Source organism: Hymenobacter sp. BT559 (assembly GCF_016427535.1).
In the GTDB taxonomy this organism is placed as follows: Bacteria; Bacteroidota; Bacteroidia; order Cytophagales; family Hymenobacteraceae; genus Hymenobacter.
This window is the reverse complement of sequence record NZ_JAELXV010000004.1, coordinates 57,161-77,311: the sequence shown is the minus strand read 5'-3', so window position 1 is coordinate 77,311 and position 20,151 is coordinate 57,161. Positions and strand designations below refer to the sequence as shown.

General features: G+C 60.0%; 14 protein-coding genes. 8 read left to right on the top strand and 6 right to left on the bottom strand.

Translation table 11 applies throughout. The features are described from left to right. The first annotated feature begins 55 nt into the window (after positions 1-55). Entirely contained in the window at positions 56-739 is a 684-nt protein-coding gene (locus tag JAO77_RS14870; protein ID WP_198991166.1) for an HAD family hydrolase, read from the top strand. A gap of 45 nt (positions 740-784) precedes the next feature. On the opposite strand, the gene JAO77_RS14865 is transcribed toward JAO77_RS14870, so the two are convergent. After that, a complete protein-coding gene (locus tag JAO77_RS14865) occupies positions 785-1,603 on the bottom strand; it encodes a polysaccharide deacetylase family protein (protein ID WP_198991165.1) in 819 nt (272 codons plus the stop codon). Between the two features lie 192 nt (positions 1,604-1,795). On the opposite strand from JAO77_RS14865, the gene JAO77_RS14860 reads away from it, so the two are divergent. After that, entirely contained in the window at positions 1,796-3,076 is a 1,281-nt protein-coding gene (locus tag JAO77_RS14860) for an MFS transporter (protein ID WP_198991164.1), read from the top strand. Positions 3,077-3,099: 23 nt separating this feature from the next. On the opposite strand, the gene JAO77_RS14855 is transcribed toward JAO77_RS14860, so the two are convergent. Further along, positions 3,100-3,870 (bottom strand): DUF1349 domain-containing protein, encoded by a 771-nt coding sequence (locus JAO77_RS14855; protein ID WP_198991163.1) that lies wholly within the window; start codon positions 3,868-3,870, stop codon positions 3,100-3,102. A gap of 408 nt (positions 3,871-4,278) precedes the next feature. Here JAO77_RS14855 and JAO77_RS14850 point away from each other — a divergent pair, with 408 nt between their 5' ends. From JAO77_RS14850 to JAO77_RS14840, 3 genes are all read left to right on the top strand, one after another. Further along, positions 4,279-4,929 (top strand): zinc ribbon domain-containing protein, encoded by a 651-nt coding sequence (locus JAO77_RS14850; RefSeq protein ID WP_198991162.1) that lies wholly within the window; start codon positions 4,279-4,281, stop codon positions 4,927-4,929. Positions 4,930-5,142: 213 nt separating this feature from the next. Then, entirely contained in the window at positions 5,143-8,343 is a 3,201-nt protein-coding gene (locus JAO77_RS14845) for a SusC/RagA family TonB-linked outer membrane protein (protein ID WP_198991161.1), read from the top strand. Positions 8,344-8,370: 27 nt separating this feature from the next. Next, complete coding sequence (locus JAO77_RS14840; protein ID WP_198991160.1) at positions 8,371-10,284, top strand: RagB/SusD family nutrient uptake outer membrane protein; 1,914 nt, start codon at positions 8,371-8,373, stop codon at positions 10,282-10,284. 192 nt (positions 10,285-10,476) lie between these two features. Here JAO77_RS14840 and JAO77_RS14835 read toward each other — a convergent pair whose 3' ends face one another. Continuing rightward, entirely contained in the window at positions 10,477-11,400 is a 924-nt protein-coding gene (locus tag JAO77_RS14835; RefSeq protein WP_198991159.1) for a helix-turn-helix domain-containing protein, read from the bottom strand. A gap of 113 nt (positions 11,401-11,513) precedes the next feature. Continuing rightward, positions 11,514-12,392, bottom strand: a complete 879-nt coding sequence (locus JAO77_RS14830; protein ID WP_198991158.1) for an SDR family NAD(P)-dependent oxidoreductase — start codon at positions 12,390-12,392, stop codon at positions 11,514-11,516. Between the two features lie 520 nt (positions 12,393-12,912). On the opposite strand from JAO77_RS14830, the gene JAO77_RS14825 reads away from it, so the two are divergent. The 3 genes from JAO77_RS14825 (at position 12,913) to JAO77_RS14815 (ending at position 15,494) form a co-directional block, all read left to right on the top strand. After that, a complete protein-coding gene (locus tag JAO77_RS14825) occupies positions 12,913-13,365 on the top strand; it encodes a MarR family winged helix-turn-helix transcriptional regulator (RefSeq protein ID WP_198991157.1) in 453 nt (150 codons plus the stop codon). A 39-nt stretch (positions 13,366-13,404) separates the two neighbouring features. Further along, the gene (locus tag JAO77_RS14820) at positions 13,405-14,670 is read left to right on the top strand and encodes an MFS transporter (RefSeq protein WP_198991156.1); all 1,266 of its coding nucleotides are present in this window, start codon (positions 13,405-13,407) and stop codon (positions 14,668-14,670) included. Positions 14,671-14,945: 275 nt separating this feature from the next. After that, positions 14,946-15,494 (top strand): REP-associated tyrosine transposase, encoded by a 549-nt coding sequence (locus JAO77_RS14815; RefSeq protein WP_198991155.1) that lies wholly within the window; start codon positions 14,946-14,948, stop codon positions 15,492-15,494. Positions 15,495-15,738: 244 nt separating this feature from the next. Here the strand turns inward: JAO77_RS14815 and JAO77_RS14810 are convergent, their stop codons facing one another. Together JAO77_RS14810 and JAO77_RS14805 are read right to left on the bottom strand one after the other, a co-directional pair. Further along, complete coding sequence (locus tag JAO77_RS14810) at positions 15,739-16,551, bottom strand: hypothetical protein (RefSeq protein WP_198991154.1); 813 nt, start codon at positions 16,549-16,551, stop codon at positions 15,739-15,741. Between the two features lie 67 nt (positions 16,552-16,618). Continuing rightward, positions 16,619-20,047: a methylmalonyl-CoA mutase family protein gene (locus JAO77_RS14805; RefSeq protein WP_198991153.1), complete on the bottom strand. Its 3,429-nt coding sequence runs from the start codon at positions 20,045-20,047 to the stop codon at positions 16,619-16,621. Positions 20,048-20,151: the final 104 nt, after the last annotated feature.

The following is a 20,151-nucleotide window of genomic DNA, read 5'->3' as shown; positions in this document are numbered from 1 at the left end:
CCTAGGTGGCCGGTAACAGGCTATTCTGCTGCTAAGTGGCTGCCTACTCATTGCAATGCTTATCGCCTTCGACGCCGATGATACCCTGTGGCCCAACCAGCCGCACTTTGATGAGGTAGAGGCCGCGTTCTTCAACATTCTGGCTCACTGTGGCGACCCCGCCACGCTGCACCCGCAGCTCTACGCGGTGCAGCGGCGCAACATGGCGCTGTATGGCTACGGCGCCAAAGCGCTGACGCTCTCGCTGATAGAAACCGCCATTCAGCTTACTGACGGGGCCGTGACGAGCGCCGACATTCAGCAGCTGCTCGACCTGGGCAAGGACTTGCTGCGCTTTCGCATTGAGCTGCTGCCGGGCGTGGCCGAGGTGCTGCCCACCCTGCGCCTGCGCGGCCACCACCTGATGCTGCTCACCAAAGGCGACCTTTTCGACCAGGAAAGCAAGCTGGCCCGCTCGGGCCTCGGCGACTTGTTCGACCACGTGGAGGTGGTGAGCGAAAAAGACGAGCCTACCTACCAGCGGCTCTTTCGGCGCTACCAAGCCACGCCCGACAACTTTGTCATGATTGGCAATTCGCTCAAATCCGATGTGCTGCCCGTGGCGCGCCTTGGCTACCGCGCCATCCACGTGCCCTACCACGCCACCTGGATACACGAGCAGGTAGCTGATAGCGATTTAGTCGGGGTTGAATTTCAGCAGATAAACCACTTGGCCGAGGTGCTCGATTTGCTGCCCTAGGTGGCAAGAGGCAACTGCACAAGTAGCGCGGACTTTTAGCCCGCGCTATTTGCGGGCGCTGCCCTGCTGGGCGGCCCGGATTTTCTCGGCTACTTCTACCATCGGCGCGATGTAGATGTCCTTTTCGTGCGCCTTGAGGTAGCGCAGCAGCTGGCGGTGCGCGCCTAGGTCCACGTTGAGCGAATGGCCGCCGCCTACCCCGTGAAACAGAAACACCAGCAGCGTGTGCGACTGCTGCGCCTGCTTCACCAGGTCAATCAGGTACTTGCCATCTTGGCCATTAATCATGTAGCTGTCCACGTTGTCGAGCTGCACCTGCGCGGCTGTTTGCAAGCCGCTCGTAACGCCGCGGGCGGCCACGAAGTCGTTTCTGAGCTGGTCGTAGAAGCGGACGCCGCCTATCTGGCGGTCGCCGCAAGGATAGGCGAAGGTGCGCGTCGTTTTGCCGTCGATGGCATTGAGCAGCGTATTCATGGCGCGTATTTCACTGACGGCCCGGCTCACGGTGTACTTGCTCAGGTCGTTGTCGGGCGTCACGAAGCCGCGGCCGGGCAGGCTACCGTCGCAGGGGTGCATCAGGGCGTGGTTGCCGAGCTCGTGCCCGCGCTGGGCGGCCTTGCGCCACTCGGGCAGGCGCTTGCTCAGGGCCGGCGCCGAGCCGATGAGGTAAAACGTGCCCCGCAGGTGGAGGGAGTCTAGAGCCGGCACGGCATTGTCTAGGTCCACATCTACGGCATCGTCGTAGGTGAGCACCACGGCGCACTGCTTGTTGTTCCAAACGCTGCCGGGGCTGGTTTGGGCGGTGGCGGCACGGTGGCCGAGTAAGAGAGTGGCGGCGAGGGCTAGGCGGGTAGAAAAACGCATAGGCGAACTTAGGCAGAGAACCGCGAGTGGCCAGCTACCGCGGGCGGTGCACTTGGCTCACCGCACCAATTTAGGCACCCTAGGAGGTGTTCGCGCGGCTGGGTATAGGGCCCGGTTGGCTCATGGCGCTGCACTAGTCAGGCCAACCTTTGGCTGGCGTCGGCAGTTCTAGTGGCTACAAGCCTGCGCAAAATGGAAGATAGCAACAGCCCCACCCGCACCCGGCCCTACGTAATCGCGTGGGTGTTTTCGCTCCTTTTTTACTTTCTGGAGTACGCGGTGCGGTCGGGGCCAGCGGTGATGATACCCGAGCTGGCGCACACGTTCGGGGTTGATACGGTGGGGGTTGGAGCCATCCTGGGTACGTATTATTACACCTATTCGGTAGCGGGGCTAGTAGCCGGCGTTGCTCTCGACCGCACTGGCGCCAAATACGCGCTGCCGGCGGGCATTGCCATTGTGGCACTGGGCTGCCTGCTGTTTGCACTGCCCGGCGCGGCGGCTGGCAATAGCGGTCGGCTGCTGCAAGGTGCGGGCTCGGCGTTTGCCTTCACGGGCTCGGTGTATCTGGCTTCGCGCGGGTTTCAGGCGCGGTCGTTGGCCACGGCCATTGGGGCCACGCAGTGCCTAGGTATGCTGGGCGGCGCGCTGGGCCAGTCGGCGGTGGGTCCGCTCATTCACCAGGGGTTTGATGTGCGCCTGTTTTGGGTGCTGATGGGCTTGGCCAACCTGGCTACCGGCGTAGCGCTCTACTTTATTACCCCTAGCGACGCCCGCACCCAGGCGCAGCAGCCCGCCGCGCAAGGCGGCTTGCTGGCGCCCTACAAAATCGTATTTAGCAATCCGCAGTCGTATTTATGCGGGCTGGTTGCGGGCCTGCTATTTGCGCCCACTACCATTTTTGCCATGAACTGGGGCGTGGCCGCCTTGCAGCAAGACCAGCAAATGAGCTACGCGGCCGCCACTTGGGCTTGCTCAATGGTGCCGCTGGGCTGGGTAGTGGGCTGCCCAGCCCTAGGGTGGCTCGCCGACCGCCTGGGCCGCCGCAAGCCGGCCCTGCTCTTGGGCGCTAGCGGCATGGTCCTGATAGGTTTGCAGCAATTATTTCTGCCCGCGCTGCTGCCGCTCTACCTCAGCCTGCTGCTCTTTGGTGTGGCCTCGGGCGCGGCTATGATTCCGTATTCCATCATCAAAGAAGCAAACCCCGACCACGTGAAGGGCAGCGCCACCGGCGCCATGAACTTCCTCACCTTTGGCGTGTCGGCGTTGCTGGGGCCGCTGTTTGCGCGCTTCTACGGCCAAAGCCTGGGCCACACCGCCGACCCCAGCGCCCACTTTCAGCAGGGCGGATTATTCTGGATAGCGTGCACCAGCTTGGCCATTCTGGCGAGCTTGCTGCTGCGCGAAACCGGGTCGGCGGCCGCCGCGGCTCCTGCGGGTACTGGCCAGAAGCCCGTGCTGGCGGGCGCCTAGGTGCCGCCAGCACGAGCCGGCCGCTAGTTGCCCAGTCGGAAGTCAGTTACGCTGTTTTGCGTCAGGCTGATGTCCTCAAAATAGTTGGTGGTCCCTGTGTCGATGGGGCACTGCGAGCTTACGCCGGCCCACAGCTCGGTGGGATAGTCGTTTTTGTAGAGGCGTACCAGCTGCCAGGTTTTCTTATCAAGCGAGTAGTAGCTGGCCACGGTGCGCGTATCCGACGATATTTTCAGGTAAGCCGTGGGGGCTTTCACGATGTCGTGGTTGTTGTCGTCGGAGGTACCTAGGGTGCGCACCGACACGATGCGGTGGTTGCCCCGCTCGTCTTGCTCGAAGCAATGCTTTTGCCAGCGCCGGTCGTTTACGTACACGTACAGCACCCCAGCGTTGTAAAGCCCCTTGGCGGTGAAGCCAGGCGTTACCTTGGCCACTAGCGTAAAGGGCTTGGTATTATCGACTTTGGCTAGTAAGATAGGGGCCGTGTTGTTGGTGAGCTTATTGTCGTTGGGGTCGCAGAAAAAGTCTTTTTTCGCGCCCACCCGAAACGCCATTCTGCCTTGGGCATCGGTTTTAGTGAGGGTGTCGGCCCCGTTCACGGCCTTGGTAAAGTGGATGCCAGCCAGCTTGATGTCGCACGGCTGGCCACTAACGCGGGCAGTATCGGCCGCCGCTGCGCCGGGGCTGGCCGGGGGCGTGGTAGTAGCCGCTGCCTCGGGGACCTTATGCTCAGCACAACTGCCCAGCAGCAGGAGCGCCGCCAGAGATAAAACTGTAGAAGAAGCGAGTTGCATAGGTTTCGGGGCGAAGCTAGGTGAGGTTGTAGTGAAGCAGTAAACGTAAGCCGAAAACATCGGGGCGAGCGCAAAGGCCGACGCCCGACATGGCGCGAGTTCAGACAATGCTTGGTGCTACTCTTGAGCGAAAATGCGCTTAGTATTACTCATCAGTAGGCCAATGCGATACGCCTAGGTTCGGAGCTTTCCACTAAAATGGCGCTGAGCGACGCGCCAGCAGGTGGCGGTGTGGTGTAATGCGGGCTGCTTAGCAGCGATAGAGAATGCGCTATTCCTAGGGTCGGCGGCTGGTTCCTGCGGCTTGTTAAGTTTGGTTTTGGCTTGCTTGTGCTCGCGGATTAGCTAGTATTTTTCTGCCCCAAATCACTCTTCTACGTTGCACCCTATTCCTTTCGCTACTACCTCATGAGTAACCTGCTGCAATTCGTTGCCAACTACGACGACCTGTCTACGGACAAAGGCTACCAGTTTAAATTTCACTGCGATAAGTGCCACAACGGCTACATGTCGCGCTACCAGACTAGCACCATCGGCATGGCGGGCAGCCTGCTGAATGCGGCCGGCAGCCTCTTTGGAGGCTTCTTTAATGAGGCCGGCAACGCGGCGTACCAGATGCAGCGCGCCGTGGGCGGCAAGGCCCACGACGAAGCCTTGGCCGTTGCCGTGCAAGAGGGTAAGCAGCACTTTAAGCAGTGCACCCGCTGCGGTCACTGGGTGTGTCCCGAGGTGTGCTGGAACTACCAAGCCGGCCTCTGCGAAACCTGCGCCCCCGACGAGCAGGAGGAGCTGTCGGCCCAGCAGGCCCGCGCTACCAGCGAGCAGATTTATACCAAAATCCGCGCGCAGGACTACACCCAAAACATTGATTTCTTGAATCGCGGGGGCATTTCACAGTGCGCTAATTGCCGTTCTAAGCTCAGCCCCGGCCAAAAGTTCTGCAGCTCGTGCGGCACGGCCGCCGCGTCGGCTTCGGCTGCGGGTAAGTTTTGCAGTGGCTGTGGCAGCAGCATTAAAGCCGATCAACGATTTTGCAACGAGTGCGGCCAGAAGCAATAACGCCGCAACTGCCCTAGGTCGGTAATCAAGCGGCCTAGGGCAGCTAAGGCAACTACCCGTAATAGCGTCAGAAGACCCATTGCCGACTAAGCGAGAGGGAAAGATGAAGAACAGGTAAGTACAGGCAAGTACGTCAAAATGATGACTGTACTTTTCGGCACTCAGCCGAGTAAGCACTTACTAACCTTTTCATCTGCCCACCCCGCTTGTAGTATGCGTAACTTCTACCAAATTAGCCGCTTGCTATGGCTACTGCCCGGCCTAAGTGTGCCCGCCGCCTTTGCTCAGGCGCAAACCCAGGCTCAAACCCAACGCGTAACCATTACGGGCAAGGTTACGTCGGCCGATGGCAAAGAAGCACTGCCCGGCGTAACTGTCCTGCTCAAAGGCACAAGCAACGGCACTGGCACTGGCCCCGATGGTAGCTACAGCCTGCAAGTGCCGGCCGGTGGGGGCGGGGTGCTCATCTTCTCTTACGTGGGCTATGCTACCCAGGAAGTGCAGATTGCCGGGCAGTCGGTCATTAACCTAGGGCTGCAAGGCGAGGCCAAGGGCCTCGACGAAGTAGTGGTGGTCGGCTACGGCTCGCAGAAAAAGAGCGATGTGACCGGCGCCCTCTCGTCGGTGTCGGCCAAGGAAATCCAGCAGGTACAGACCCAGAACATCACGCAGGCGCTGCAAGGCCGGGCGGCGGGGGTAGACGTAGCCGGGGGCAATTTCCGGCCCGGCGAGGTGCCGGCCATCCGCATCCGAGGCAACCGCTCGGTGCGGGCCTCCAACGAGCCGTTGTACGTGGTCGATGGTATTCCGCTGGCGCAAGGCACTGGCCTCAATGATTTTAACCCCCAGGATATTCAGTCGGTCGAGATTCTGAAAGATGCTTCGGCTACCGCCATCTACGGCTCGCGCGGGGCCAACGGGGTCGTGATTGTGACCACCAAGCGCGGGCAGGAAGGTAAGTTTTCGATTAACTACAATACCTACTTCAGCGCCGACCGCGCCTCGCGCACCCTGAACCTGTTTAACGGCGGCGGCTTCCTGGAAGTGCAGCGCGAGGCCAACCGCGCCAACGGCACCTATGCGCCGCTCTACGCCGACCCGGCCCGCGACTTTGCGCTTTTTGGCGTCAAGGATTTGAATGCCTGGGAAGGCATCGCCGACGGCTACGAGTGGGTAGACCGCGCCAACCGCGTGGTGGCTACTCGCCCCACTACCGACGCCGAAAAAGCTCTCTACGGAGCTGGCGTGACGCAAATCCCGATTTATGACGCCAGCAAAGTGCGCACCACCGACTGGCAGGACCTGGCCCTGCGCACGGCCCTTACCCAAAACCACCAGCTCAGCGCCAGCGGCGGCACCGACAAGCTGCGGGCTTCCATGTCGGTAGGCTACCTCAAGCAGAACGGCATTCAGCCAGGTCAGGATTTTGCGCGCTACAACGCCCGCGCTACCCTCGACTTCAAGGTAAACCCTATCGTGACTCTAGGGGCCTCGACCAATGCCAGCCTATCGGTGCAGAACTACGGGCCCGACGTCTACGGCCGGGCTACCGGGCAGCTGCCCTACGCCGTGCCCTACACGCCCGATGGTGCATTTATCACCAATCCTGGCGGCGACCCGCTGATTTTTAACCCGCTGCGCGAGCAAAGCAATGCTTTCAACGAGCGGCGCGTGACGCGTTTCTTCGGCAGCTTTTACGCCGATGTGCAGCTGCCCTTCGTGAAGGGCCTGCGCTACCGCCTGAACGTGGGGCCTGATTTCCGCAACAACCGCACGGGTATTTTCCAGTCGGCGCGGGCCATTTCCCGCGATGCGGGCGGGCCCAACTCGGTGTCGTATGGGCAGTACGACCAGGGGCAGAATTTTACTTATGTGGTGGAAAACCTGCTGTTCTACGACCGGCAGTTTGGCGACAAGCACTCGCTGAGCCTCACGGCGCTGCAAAGCGTGCAGTCCGACCGCGGCGAAGGCTCGTCGGTGAACGCGCTGGACCTGCCCTACGACAGCCAGAAGTGGTACAACCTAAGCTCGACCTACAAGGCGGCGGCCAACGGCTTCAGCAGCTACTACACGGCGCGGTCGCTGGCCTCGTGGATGGGCCGCGTCAACTACGGCTACCTCGACCGCTACTTGCTGACGCTGACCGGGCGCGCCGATGGCGCGTCGGTGCTGGCGCCGGGCAATAAGTGGAGCTTCTTCCCATCGGTGGCCGTGGCCTGGAAAGTACAGCAGGAGAACTTCTTGCGCAATGTGGCTGTGGTGAGCGAGCTAAAGCTGCGCGGCGGCTACGGCACCGTAGGCCAGGCCTCGGTAGACCCCTACACTACGGGTGGCACCTTGCAGCAGTCGGCCTATGCCTTCAACGAAACGCCCGCCTACGGCTACTCGCCCACGCCCGGCACGCTGCCCGGCACCCTAGGCGGCCTACCCAACCCCAACCTGAAGTGGGAGCGCACCTCGACCCTCAACCTAGGGGTAGATTTTGGCTTCTTCAAAAACCGCATCACGGGCTCGGTCGAAGTGTACCGCGCCAATACCACCGACCTGCTGCTGCCGCGCGCCCTGCCCGCGGTGAGCGGCGTGGTGAGCATCTTGCAAAACGTGGGTGCCACCCGCAACAGCGGCGTGGAGGTGGGCCTGACAACGGTGAACGTAGAAACGAAAAACTTCCGCTGGAGCACCGACTACGTATTTACCCGCAACAAAGAGGAGTTTGTGAGCCTGGCCTCGGGCGCGGTGAGCGACGTGGGCAACCGCTGGTTTATCGGCCAGCCACTGGGCGTGTACTACAACTACCAGAACAACGGCATCTGGCAAACCTCGGAGGCCGACGCGGCCAAGGTGTACGGCGCCAAGCCTGGCGAAATCAAGGTAGTAGACCAGGATGGCAATAACATCATCAACGCCAACGACTTTGTGATACTTGGCTCGAACCGCCCCAAGTGGAGCGGCAGCCTCAACAATACGCTGACGTATAAAGCCTTCGAGTTGAGCTTCCTGGTGTACGTCCGGGTAGGGCAGCTGGTGGCTACTGGCTACTCGCCGGGCCTAGGCGGGCGCTACCCCGGCCAAGCCGTGGACTACTGGACGCCCACCAACCCCAGCAACGAGAACCCGCGCCCGGCCATCGGCCAGGATGCGGCTAAAAACAACTCGGGCTACCCCTTCGTGAGCGGCAGCTTTGTGCGGGTGCGCAACATCTCGCTCACCTACACCGTGCCGCCGGCCATCAGCACCAAAATTCGGGCGAACAACCTGGCCATCTACGTCAACGCGGTCAATCCCTTCCTGTTCACCAAATTCCGGGGCCTTGACCCCGAAGCCAGCGACGTTGGCTCTACCTCGGGCGAACTGGCCCAGGCCCGCAACCTAGGTACCAAAAGCCTCATCGTGGGCCTGCGCCTCGGCTTCTAATTCCCACCCACTCCGCTGCTATCTCTCATGAAAATTACCCGTACTTTCCGTACTCTGGGCTTTACGGCGCTGCTTGGGCTGGGCCTGGGCTCGTGCAAAGACTACCTCAACGAAGAACTGGTTTCGACCCTCACCAACGACTATTTCAGCACCGAGCAGGGGCTGGAAGACCTCGTGAAGTCGAGCTATGAGCAAACCCGCTACAAGTTTGCCAACGAGCACTCCTACGCCATGTTCAACTTTGGGGTAGATGAGCTAACCTACGCCGACCAGGTAAACTTCTACTGGTGGGATATTTACGACAGCCGCCTCAACTCTTCCGATGGCTTCGTGGATGGCGTGTGGACGGCCGACTACGACGGCATCAACCGCTGCAACATCGGCATTGCACGCATCCCCGCCATCCAGGGCACCACTACGCTGCGCACCGACGTCCAGAAAAACCAGCGCCTGGCCGAGCTGCGCTTTTTGCGCGCCTACTACTACTTTCAGCTGGTACAGCAGTACGGGGCCATTCCGCTGGTGCTGCAGCCCACCGAGGGCGTGCAGCTCGAGTACACCCGCGCCCCCGTGCCCGACGTGTACCGGACCATTATCAGCGACTTACGCTTTGCCGCTACCAACCTAGCGCCGACCACCAGCGACTTTGGGCGGGCCACCCAGGGCGCGGCTCAGCACTACCTAGCCAAGGTGTACCTGACCCGCGGCAGCGCCATCACCGACGTGCGCGGGCAGCGGCCCACCGACATCGACAGCGCGGCTTACTACGCCGACCAAGTGATTAGCGGCGGCCGCTACACGCTGGAAAGCGACTACGCCAAGCTGTTCGATATATCGAGCTATACCAATAGCGTGGCGGCCCAAACGAGCAAGGAAATCATCTTCTCGTCGCAGTTTGTAAACGTGCCCGCGCTGTCCGGGCGCTTCGGCAACCGGGTGCACTCGTACTTCACCTTGCAGTACGACACTGAGCCCGGCATGGCCCGCGACCTGCTCAACGACCGTCCGTTTCGGCGCATCATGCCCACCAACTATGCGCTAGACATCTTCGACCGCCGCAACGATTCGCGGTTTTATAAGACGATGAAAACGGCCTGGATTGCCAACAGCGCCACCAACCTACCCAAGTGGACCGCCGCCAACGCGCCCACGCCCGCACTAGTGGGTCAGCCGAAGTTTGCGGTGGGCGATACGGCATTTGCGGTTATCGTAAATACGCCGCAAAACCCTGTTCCGCAGGCCCAAATAAACGCCTCGCGCTACGGCATCTTTGCCCGCTACGTGCGCAATGCTGCCGGCACTGTGGTGCCCGGCTACGACCCCACCGGCGCAGTAGGCCTGCGCAACAAGTTTCCGCAGCTCATCAAGTACACCGACCCCTTCCGCACCAGCGCCGCCGATGAGGCCGGCACCAAGGACGGCATCTTGGCTCGCTTCGCGGAAACCTATCTGATTGCGGCGGAGGCCTACGGCCGCAAGGGCGATTACAACAAAGCCTTGCAGTACGTGAACATCGTGCGCCAGCGCGCCGCCTACAAGGCCGGCGAGGTGCGCCCCAACGCTAACTACCGCTTCGAGGGCGGCGTGCGCGGCGACGTGACCAGCACCTACCCGGCCCTCACGGCCACGCAGGCCAGCTTCACCACCAACGACCCCAAGGAGATGTACCCGCCCTCGGTGAGCTCTACAGCCGAGCGCTTTATTCACTTCATACTGAATGAGCGCACCCGTGAGCTGCTCGGCGAGCTGCACCGCTGGGAGGACCTGGCCCGCACCGAAACGCTGGTGGTCCGCACCCGCTACCTCAACCCCGATGCCGTAGCCATCCAGCCCTTCCACAAACTGCGCCCCATTCCGCAAACGCACCTGGAGCGCATCTCCCGCAACGGCCAGCCCCTGAGTGCCACCGAGCGTCAGGCCGAGCAAAACCCAGGCTACTAAGGGCATAGCAGAACTTGTGAGCAGATAAGGCTTGCAAGTATTGCCGGATAATAAAGTAGTATGAAAGTGTATGAGGGCCTGCGGCAAACCGCCGCGGGCCCTAGGAGGTTGCTGCATTACCGTGCCAACGTCTAGCAGCGCTGCCCAGTAGTCGGCCGAATTTGAACAGCTTACCAGAAGTCACTTCCTCTGCTACCGCCGAGGGGCAAACGACCGCCGAAAGGCCAGGGGAGTGGTATTTGTCTTGGCCTTGAACAGCTGGCTAAATGACTGGGCGTGTTCAAACCCCAACTCGTAGGCAATCTCGCCCACCGATAGGCTGGTGACCGCCAGGCGCTCCTTGGCCCGCTCAATCAGCCGGTGATGGATGTGCTGCTGGGCGTTTTGGCCGGTCAGCGAGCGCAGCATATCACTTAGGTAGCTGGGAGTTAGGTTTACTTGCGCCGCTAGGTAATGCACGGTGGGCAGGCCCTGCACAAGAGGTTGCTGGGCCTCGAAATAGGCATCTAGCAACTCGTCAATCTGCTGGAGCAGCACGCGGTTGGCCGGGCGCCGGGTCAGGAACTGCCGCTGATAAAAGCGCTGGGCGTAGGTTAGCAGTAGGTCGAGCTGCGCTAGTAGCACCTCCTGGCTTAGGTCATCGAGCCGGCTGCTTAGCTCCTCCTGCATATTGGCAAACAGGGCCACTAGGGTGGCTTTTTCCTTGTCGGAGAGATGCAGGGCTTCGTTGGCCGCGTAGGAGAAGAAGCCGTGCTGCTTGATGGTTTTCGCCAGCGGATAGCCCAGCAGAAAATCCGGGTGAACTAGGAGCACCACGCCACTCTGGCAACCCGTGTCATGGGCGCTGCCCAGCAGCTGATTGGGGGCCGCTAGCAGCAAGCTGCCCTCCGTGAAGTCATAGTGACCTTGGCCGTAGGCCACTTGGCCGGCCTCGGTTTTGAGGGCAATCTTATAAAAGCTGAGCACGTGGGGCTCCCGCGTTGCTGCTCCCTGCACCGGGTGGGCCGCAGCGTCGAGCAGGCTGATGAGCGGGTGCTGGGGCTGGGGCAGGCCCAGCGCCTGGTGGGCCTCAGCGAGGGAGTTAAACCGCAGCGGACTGGTTTCTGATTTTTTCATGGGGCAGCCGAAAGCCACCAGCGGCGGGCGGAAAGGCCTCGCGTCGCTGGTGGCCGCACTGGTAAGGTAGGGAGTAGTTGGGTAAGTGGGCGGCGGGACTACCGGCCGGCTCCTTAATGAGCCTTACCGGCAGTACCCTGGGCGGCATCCGACACGGGGGCCCACTGCTCCCAGGTGGCGAGCCGCTCGGCGTAGGTGGCCCGCACCCAGGGCAGATTTTGGCTACCTAGGAAAATACGGAGCGGCGGCTCGGCCGCATCCACAACGGCGAACAGCGCCGGAGGCGTGGCCCGCGGGTCGCCGCCTTCGGACCCTTTTAGACGCGCCATAAAGTTGGTCCGAAAATCGGCGTAGCTATCCATGCTAGGCGCAAACTTCAGGGAGTTGTCGCTGCCAAACTCGGTGGCGTAGGCGCCCGGCTCGACCAGCGTGACGTGCAGGCCAAACGGTTTTATTTCGATGGCCAGGCTTTCGTGAATCGCCTCGAAGGCCCACTTGGAAGAGCAGTAGTAGCCAATCAGCGGCAGGCTCACCAGCCCTAGCCCGCTCGAAATGCCGATGATATGCCCGTGGCCTTGGGCTCGTAGCAGCGGCAGCGCGGCCTGGATAACGGCCAGCGTACCAAAAATATTGGTTTCGTAGAGCGCTCGCACGTCCGCCGCGCTGGCTTCCTCAATGGTGCCGACCAGCGAGTAGCCGGCATTGTTGAGCACCACATCGAGCCGGCCGAAGTGGGCGTGCGCCTGCGCCACGGCCGCCGCCACTTGGTCGGGCTGGGTGACGTCCATGGCCAATGTTAAGACGTTGGCCCCGTAGGCAGCTTGGAGGTCGGCTAGGCTAGCCAGCGAGCGGGCCGTGGCGGCCACCTTATCGCCTCGTTGCAGGGCGGCCTCGGTCCAGATGCGGCCAAAACCGCGCGAGGCCCCCGTAATAAACCATACTTTGCCCGGTGTGGTGGCGGTGCCGCTGTCGGCTGTTTGTTGCTGTGCCATAAGGTAGTTGGGTGCGTTAATAACACTGCAAAGGTTGCCGGCGGCCTAGGAGGAGATTGTAGGCTAATTGAGGAATTGCGTAGGCAAAACGAGGCTAGCGGCCACTTGGAGCATCTTTTTAGACCTAGGCACGCCAAATGCGCTCGCCACCATAGCCACTTGAGGCGCAGGGCTACTCAGGGCGTGTTTGAGTTAGCTAAAAACGTCTGTCATTGCGAGCGCAGTGAAGCAATCACACTCGAGCGGCGCGACTGAACAGGTGCGATTGCTTCGCTGCGCTCGCAATGACAGACATCTTGGCCTGTTTCCGGCTAACTCAAACAGCTTCTTAGCCAATACACCATCTGCAAAACGACTGGGTATGAAACGGCTTGTCTGGTAGGCCAGAGAAGCGGCGGCGAGTATACCTCTTATCTATAGGCGATGGGAGGGGGCGTAAGAATAAGAATCTCCGCAAACTTTTGCAGGCATTGCATAGTTAAATAATAGTAAGCTTACTTAACAAGTTTACTTGGTAACTATGGCTACTCAAGCTTTTGCCCCCGACGACGCCCAGCACTTGGCCACCGAGTTGCGCACCGTGGTAACGCGGCTAGTGAAGAAACTGCGGGCCCACTCGCCCACCCGCGAAAAGCTTTCGCTCACCGAGCGCTCGGTGGTGCGCCTGCTCGACCAGCACCCACACTTGTTGCCCAGCGAATTGGCCGAGATGGAGAAGGTCACCACCCAGTCGATGTCGCAGATACTGCGCCACTTGGCCGAGGGCGGCTACATCGAGCGCCGGCCCTCGGCTACCGACCGGCGCAAGGTGCACATCGCCATTTCCGACGCTGGCCGCCAGCTGCTGCAAACCGCCCGCCAGGAGCGTGACGAGTGGCTGCACGCCACCCTCACCCAGCACTGCTCGGCCGCCGAACTAGCGGCCTTGCAGCAGGCGCTGCCGGTGCTCACCAAGCTGGTTGCCAGCGAATAACTAGTGGGAGCGCCCCTAGGCCTCCCGTTTATTACTACTATGAATACAAGCACTTTCCGCGCGCTGCGAAGCCGCAATTTTCGTCTTTACTTTACGGGGCAGGCCCTCTCGCTGCTGGGCACCTGGATGCAAAAAACGGCCGTGAGCTGGGTCATCTATGCCCAAACCAACTCCAAGTTTATGCTCGGGCTGAGCGTGTTTGCCACCATGTTTCCATCGGCGGCGTTTACGCTGGTGGGCGGCGGCGTGGCCGACCGCTACAACCGCTACCGCGTGCTGCTCACCACGCAGGTGCTCTCGATGGTGCAGGCCGCGCTGCTCACGCTGCTGGTGTTTGGCCGCCCGGGTGCGGTGTGGGGCATCCTGGGGCTGAGCGTGGTGCTGGGCATCATCAACGGCTTTGATGTGCCGGCCCGACAATCGCTGGTGCACGAACTGGTGGAAGACAAGCAGGACTTACCCAACGCCCTGGCCCTCAATTCGTCCATGGTCAATCTCTCGAAGCTGATAGGGCCTGCCGTGGCCGGGCTAGCCATCGAGGCCCTGGGCGCCACCACCTGCTTCGCGCTCAATACGCTGAGCTTCGTGGCCGTCATTGGCTCGCTGCTGGCCATCAAGCGGCCGGCTTACGTGGCCAAGCCGCACGCCAAAAACATCCTGGGCGAGCTGAAAGAAGGGTTTCAGTACGTGCGTACCACCCCCGATATTCGGTATATCATTCTGATGCTGGCGGCAGTAAGCTTGCTGGTGCTGCCCTTCACCACCTTGATGCCGGTGTACGCCAAAGACATTTTTCACGGCACGGCCACCACGTTCGGGCTCATCGACAGCTCCATCGGCCTGGGGGCGTTTATTGGGGCGCTGTACCTGGCCTCGCGCCCGCCGGGAACCAACCTGCACCGAATACTAGCCACCAACACCCTCATTTTTGGGGTCGGGCTCATCCTGTTTTCGCACACTCCGTGGTACCCGCTGGCCCTCGCGTTTATTGCGGTGGGCGCGTTCGGCATGATGTCGCAAATCACCATCAGCAACACGCTGCTGCAAACCACCGCCGACCCCGCCATGCGCGGGCGGGTCATCAGCTTCTACGTGCTGGCCTACACGGGCATGGTGCCCCTAGGTAGCCTGCTGGTGGGGGTAGCGGCGCAGCACATCGGCGTGCAAAACACGGTGTTAGTGCAAGGTGTGCTGGCCCTCGGCCTAGGTGCGCTACACTGGCGCTCGCTACACCAGCAGCCAGCGGTACGTACCGAGTTGCCCGCCCAGGCTAATTCCACGCAGGGCTTAGCATTGTCGAGCTAGCACTGGTAAGTATTGGTAAGCACTGGCGCGAGTTTAGCGCAGCGTAACTCGTGCCTGGTCATGATGTGGAGGTTACACCTCCACTGCCGCTTTAGCGGCAATCGACGTTTGATTTGTCAGTTTGTAGCTGAAGCCCTTACGCAAGCTTGCCGCGTTGCGGCAGTGGAGGCACAGCCTCCACGTCATAGCTAGGCACGAGTTACGCTGCGCTAAACTCGCGCCAGTGCTTGCGTATACTCGGCCTATACTCGCGCTAAATCTGTTTCTTTACCGCGATGAGTGAGAAATACAAAGTCCGTGATTCGCAGCAGCTGTACTTCGTCAGCTTTGCTACCGTCAATTGGATAGACGTATTCACGCGCCGGCTTTACAACGACATCTTCGTGGATAGCCTACGCTACTGCCAGCAGCACAAAGGGTTGGAGCTATATGCCTGGTGCCTCATGACCAACCACGCGCACCTTATCATTAGTAGCGAAGCCGAGAATCTATCGGGCATCTTGCGCGACTTGAAGCGGCACACGGCCAAAGAGGTGCTCCGCGCCATTGAAGAAAATGGGCAGGAAAGCCGCCGCGAGTGGATGCTCTGGCTATTTGAGCGCGCCGGACAGCGCAACGCGCACAATACCAAGTATCAGTTCTGGCAGCAAAGCAACCACCCCATCGAACTGCCTTCTACTGACCTGCGGCAGCAGCGGCTAGCCTACCTCCACCGCAACCCCGTAGTAGCCGGCTTTGTCGATACGCCCGAAGACTTCCTCTACAGCAGCGCCCGCAATTACGCCGGCCGCCCCGGCCTACTAGAAGTCCTGCTAATCGACTAAGCAACCAGCTTAATTCCCCCGGCTACAACACTGGCGCGAGTTTAGGCGCAGCCGTAACTCGTGCCTAGCCATGACGTGGAGGCTGTGTCTCCACTGCCGCAACGCGGCAAACAACGTCCGCGCAGCCTTTTCCGCTAGTCTCGTCTACCATTACGTGTCGCTAGCGCGACAGTGGAGGTGCAACCTCCATATCATAGTTAGGCACGAGTTACGGCTGCGCCTAAACTCGCGCCAGTTTGAGAAGCTATTTATCTGCTTGAAAATGTACTCTTACAACCGCTCTAGTTTTGACTGCTTTCCCTTTAATCATACCAGGCACCCAAGTCGAAATGCTTTGTAACTCACTTTGAGCAATTGACCAAAGTTCTGCTTCAAAAGGCTTGATAGTGTCACCGTCCTTACTCGAATCCAGATAGGAAACCATCTCGAAATCGTGTCCTTTTCCTGTTTTTTCGATTATAAATCTGATATCCATAAATGGGCCGTAATCATCTATTTTTGGCCGAGGTTTAGCAATCAATTTTGGCGAAACCTTAAGATAAATCTCGGGGTCGCGGTCAGATTCGTTGGGTAGAGAGGGGTGAGTATCACAATTAGTATAATCAACTGTAGATGTTTCTGCTGCTACAGTAAATAGACTGTCAGCACGAGACTCTATCTTCTTCTTAAAATCGTTTCCGAACTTAGCAGCAATAGCTTTGTCCATAACAGCACTATAGCAACCTTGAGTTTGGCCCTCAAATATTACATCGGAAAATATTTCGTAATTGAAACTGAGCCCGTACATTTTGGCTAATGTTCGTAGTTGTTGCTCGTATCTTAATGGAGAAGACCCAAATCCGGAGGGAGAGCAAAATATTAGCCTGCCAGCATGCAAATCACGCTCTGCCCTAGCTACTTCCGTGCGACACTCAGTATCTTTAGCAGCTGGGTTATCTATATATTGCCAAAGTTTTGGGGCATTATCTGTTCTAAGATGTTTGTTCTGACCACAAGCATTTAAACAAGCAGAAAGAAACCCGAACAGAATGATTGCAGTTGAATAATGAATTCTCATATTCTAAAAAAGAGCCTACTATTCTTATTATGATAGCAGGCTCTCTAACGCACCTAAATTAATTCGATTACATATTCCGCCGGTACTGCCCGCCTACCTCAAACAGCGCGTTCGTAATCTGACCTAGGGAGCAGGTTTTCACCGTTTCCATTAGCTCAGCGAAGAGGTTGCCATTCTGCACGGCGATTTGCTGCAAGCGCTTCAGGGCGGCGGGGGTAGCGGCGGCGTTGCGGGCGTGCAGGGCTTCGAGCATCGTAATCTGGTACTGCTTTTCCTCCTCCGTGGCGCGGATGACTTCGGCCGGGATGACCGTGGGCGAGCCCTTGGACGAGAGGAAGGTATTGACGCCAATAATCGGGTATTCGCCGGTGTGCTTTAGCATCTCGTAGTGCAGGCTTTCCTCCTGGATTTTGCCACGCTGGTACATGGTTTCCATGGCGCCGAGCACGCCGCCGCGCTCCGTGATGCGGTCAAATTCGAGCAGCACCGCTTCCTCGACCAGGTCGGTCAGCTCCTCGATGATGAAGGAGCCTTGCAGCGGGTTTTCATTTTTGGCCAGGCCCAGCTCGCGGTTGATGATGAGCTGAATGGCCATGGCGCGGCGCACACTTTCCTCGGTAGGGGTAGTGATGGCCTCGTCGTAAGCGTTGGTGTGCAGCGAGTTGCAGTTGTCGTAGATGGCGTAGAGCGCCTGCAACGTGGTGCGAATGTCGTTGAAGTCGATTTCCTGGGCGTGCAGCGAGCGGCCCGAGGTCTGGATGTGGTACTTCAACATCTGGCTGCGGGCGTTGGCACCGTACTTCAGCTTCATGGCCTTGGCCCAGATGCGGCGCGCTACTCGCCCAATGACGGCGTACTCGGGGTCGATACCGTTGGAGAAGAAGAACGACAGGTTGGGCGCGAAGTCGTTGACGTTCATGCCCCGGCTCACGTAGTACTCCACAAAGGTGAAGCCGTTGGAGAGCGTGAGCGCCAACTGCGTAATCGGGTTGGCGCCCGCCTCCGCAATGTGGTAGCCCGAGATGCTGACCGAGTAGAAGTTACGCACCTTCTCGGTGATGAAATACTCCTGCACGTCACCCATCAGGCGCAGCGCAAACTCGGTGCTGAAAATGCAGGTGTTCTGGGCCTGGTCTTCCTTCAGGATGTCGGCCTGCACGGTGCCGCGCACCTGGGTCAGCGTCGAGGCCTTGATTTGCTGGTACACGTCGGCGGGCAGCACGTCTTCGCCCGTCACGCCGAGCAGCAGCAGGCCTAGGCCGTTGTTGCCCTCGGGCAGCTCGCCCTGGTAGCGGGGGCGGGGCTGCTGCTTGGCGGCAAAAATGGCGTCGATTTTGGCATCCACCTCGGCTTCGAGGCCATTTTGGTAGATGTACTTCTCGCAGTTCTGGTCGATGGCCGCGTTCATAAAAAACGCCGCTAGGGTCGCCGCCGGGCCATTAATGGTCATGCTCACCGAGGTGGCCGGGTGCGAGAGGTCGAAGCCCGAGTAGAGCTTCTTGGCATCGTCGAGGCAGGCGATGCTGACGCCCGCGTTGCCGATTTTGCCGTAGATGTCGGGCCGGTGGTCGGGGTCTTCGCCGTAGAGCGTCACCGAGTCGAAGGCCGTGCTCAAACGCTTGGCGGGCAAGCCTTTGCTTACGTAGTGGAAGCGGCGGTTGGTGCGCTCCGGCCCGCCTTCTCCTGCAAACATGCGGGTGGGGTCTTCGCCCTCGCGCTTGAACGGAAACACGCCCGCCGTATAGGGAAACTCGCCGGGGAAATTCTCCTGCATGGCCCAGCGCAGGCGGTCGCCCCAGCCTAGGTAGCGCGGCACGGCCACCTTCGGTATCTCATTGCCCGACAGCGACGTGGTGTGCGTCTTGACCCGAATTTCCTTGTCGCGCACCTTGTACACGTACTCGGGGTTGCGGTAGTTTTGGAGGGTAGCCTCCCAGTTTTCCAGAATGGCCTGGGCGTCGGCGTCGAGGCGGCGCAGTTGGGTTTGCACGTTTTTGGCAAAGTCCTGGGCCGTGGCGTCGGCGCTATCGGCGGCGCCGTAGTGCTTGGCTAGGGTCGCAAACGAGCCCGCCACCTCGGCAATGGCCACCTGCTCGGCCACGCGCTTGTCGTAGGCGCGGTTGGTCTCCGCGATTTCGGAGAGGTAGCGCGTGCGGCTCGGCGGAATGATGTAGACCTTTTCCGACTGCTCGGCGCTGGTTTCGAGCTGCGAGGCAAACTGCGCGCCCGTCTTCTCCTCCAGCGTGCTGAGGATGGCCCGGTAGAGCCGGTTCATGCCGGGGTCGTTGAACTGCGAGGCGATGGTGCCGAACACCGGCATTTCGTCGAGCGGCGAATCCCAGCGCTGGTGGTTGCGCTGGTACTGCTTGCGCACGTCGCGCAGGGCGTCGAGGCCGCCGCGCTTGTCAAACTTGTTGAGCGCAATGACATCGGCAAAGTCCAGCATGTCAATCTTTTCGAGCTGCGTGGCGGCGCCGTACTCGGGCGTCATCACGTAGAGGCTCACGTCGGAGTGCTCGATGATTTCGGTATCGCTCTGGCCGATGCCGCTGGTTTCCAGAATAATCAGGTCGAAGTCGGCGGCCTTTACCACGTCCACCGCGTCTTGCACGTAGCGGCTCAGCGCGAGGTTGCTCTGGCGCGTGGCTAGGCTGCGCATATATACCCTAGGCGAGTTGATGGCGTTCATCCGAATGCGGTCGCCAAGTAGCGCGCCGCCGGTTTTGCGCTTGCTGGGGTCCACCGAAATGATGGCTAGCGTCTTCTCCGGGAAGTCGAGCAGGAAGCGCCGCACCAGCTCATCGACCAGCGACGACTTGCCCGCGCCACCCGTGCCGGTGATACCTAGAATGGGGGCTTCGCTGGTTTGTGGTTTTTGGTTTTCGGTTGTTGATTGGGCACCGTTTTCCTGTTGCTGAAAATCAGCTACTAACTGGCTTTTCACCCGCTCAAATTCCTCCGGGAAATTCTCGGCGGCCGAAATCAGCCGGCCAATACTGCGGGCGTCTTTCTCCTTTATATGACCGACTTCGCCGTTCAGCTTCTCGCCCGTGGGAAAGTCGCTCTTTTCCAACAAGTCATTAATCATACCTTGCAGGCCTAGCGAGCGGCCATCATCGGGCGAGTAGAGGCGCGTGATACCGTAGCCTTGCAGCTCCTCTATTTCGGAGGGCAGAATAACGCCGCCACCGCCGCCGAAGATGCGGATGTGGCCCGCGCCGCGCTCCTTCAGCAGGTCATACATGTACTTGAAGTACTCGTTGTGCCCGCCCTGGTAGCTGGTGATGGCAATGGCCTGGGCGTCTTCCTGAATGGCGCAGTCCACAATTTCCTGCACCGAGCGGTTGTGCCCTAGGTGGATAACCTCGGCGCCACTGCTCTGAATGATGCGGCGCATGATATTGATAGCCGCGTCGTGCCCATCAAACAGCGCGGCGGCCGTGACGATGCGAACGTGGTTTTTGGGCTTGTAGGGGGCAGCTGGGGTGGGATGCATGGGGTAGGGGTAGGGCGAAGTTTCAGGGCACGTTCAGTTGGTCTAGTCAACTAAGCGCACCGTATTTGGGTGCGATAAAGGTACGAAAAAGCCCCGGCGGGGTC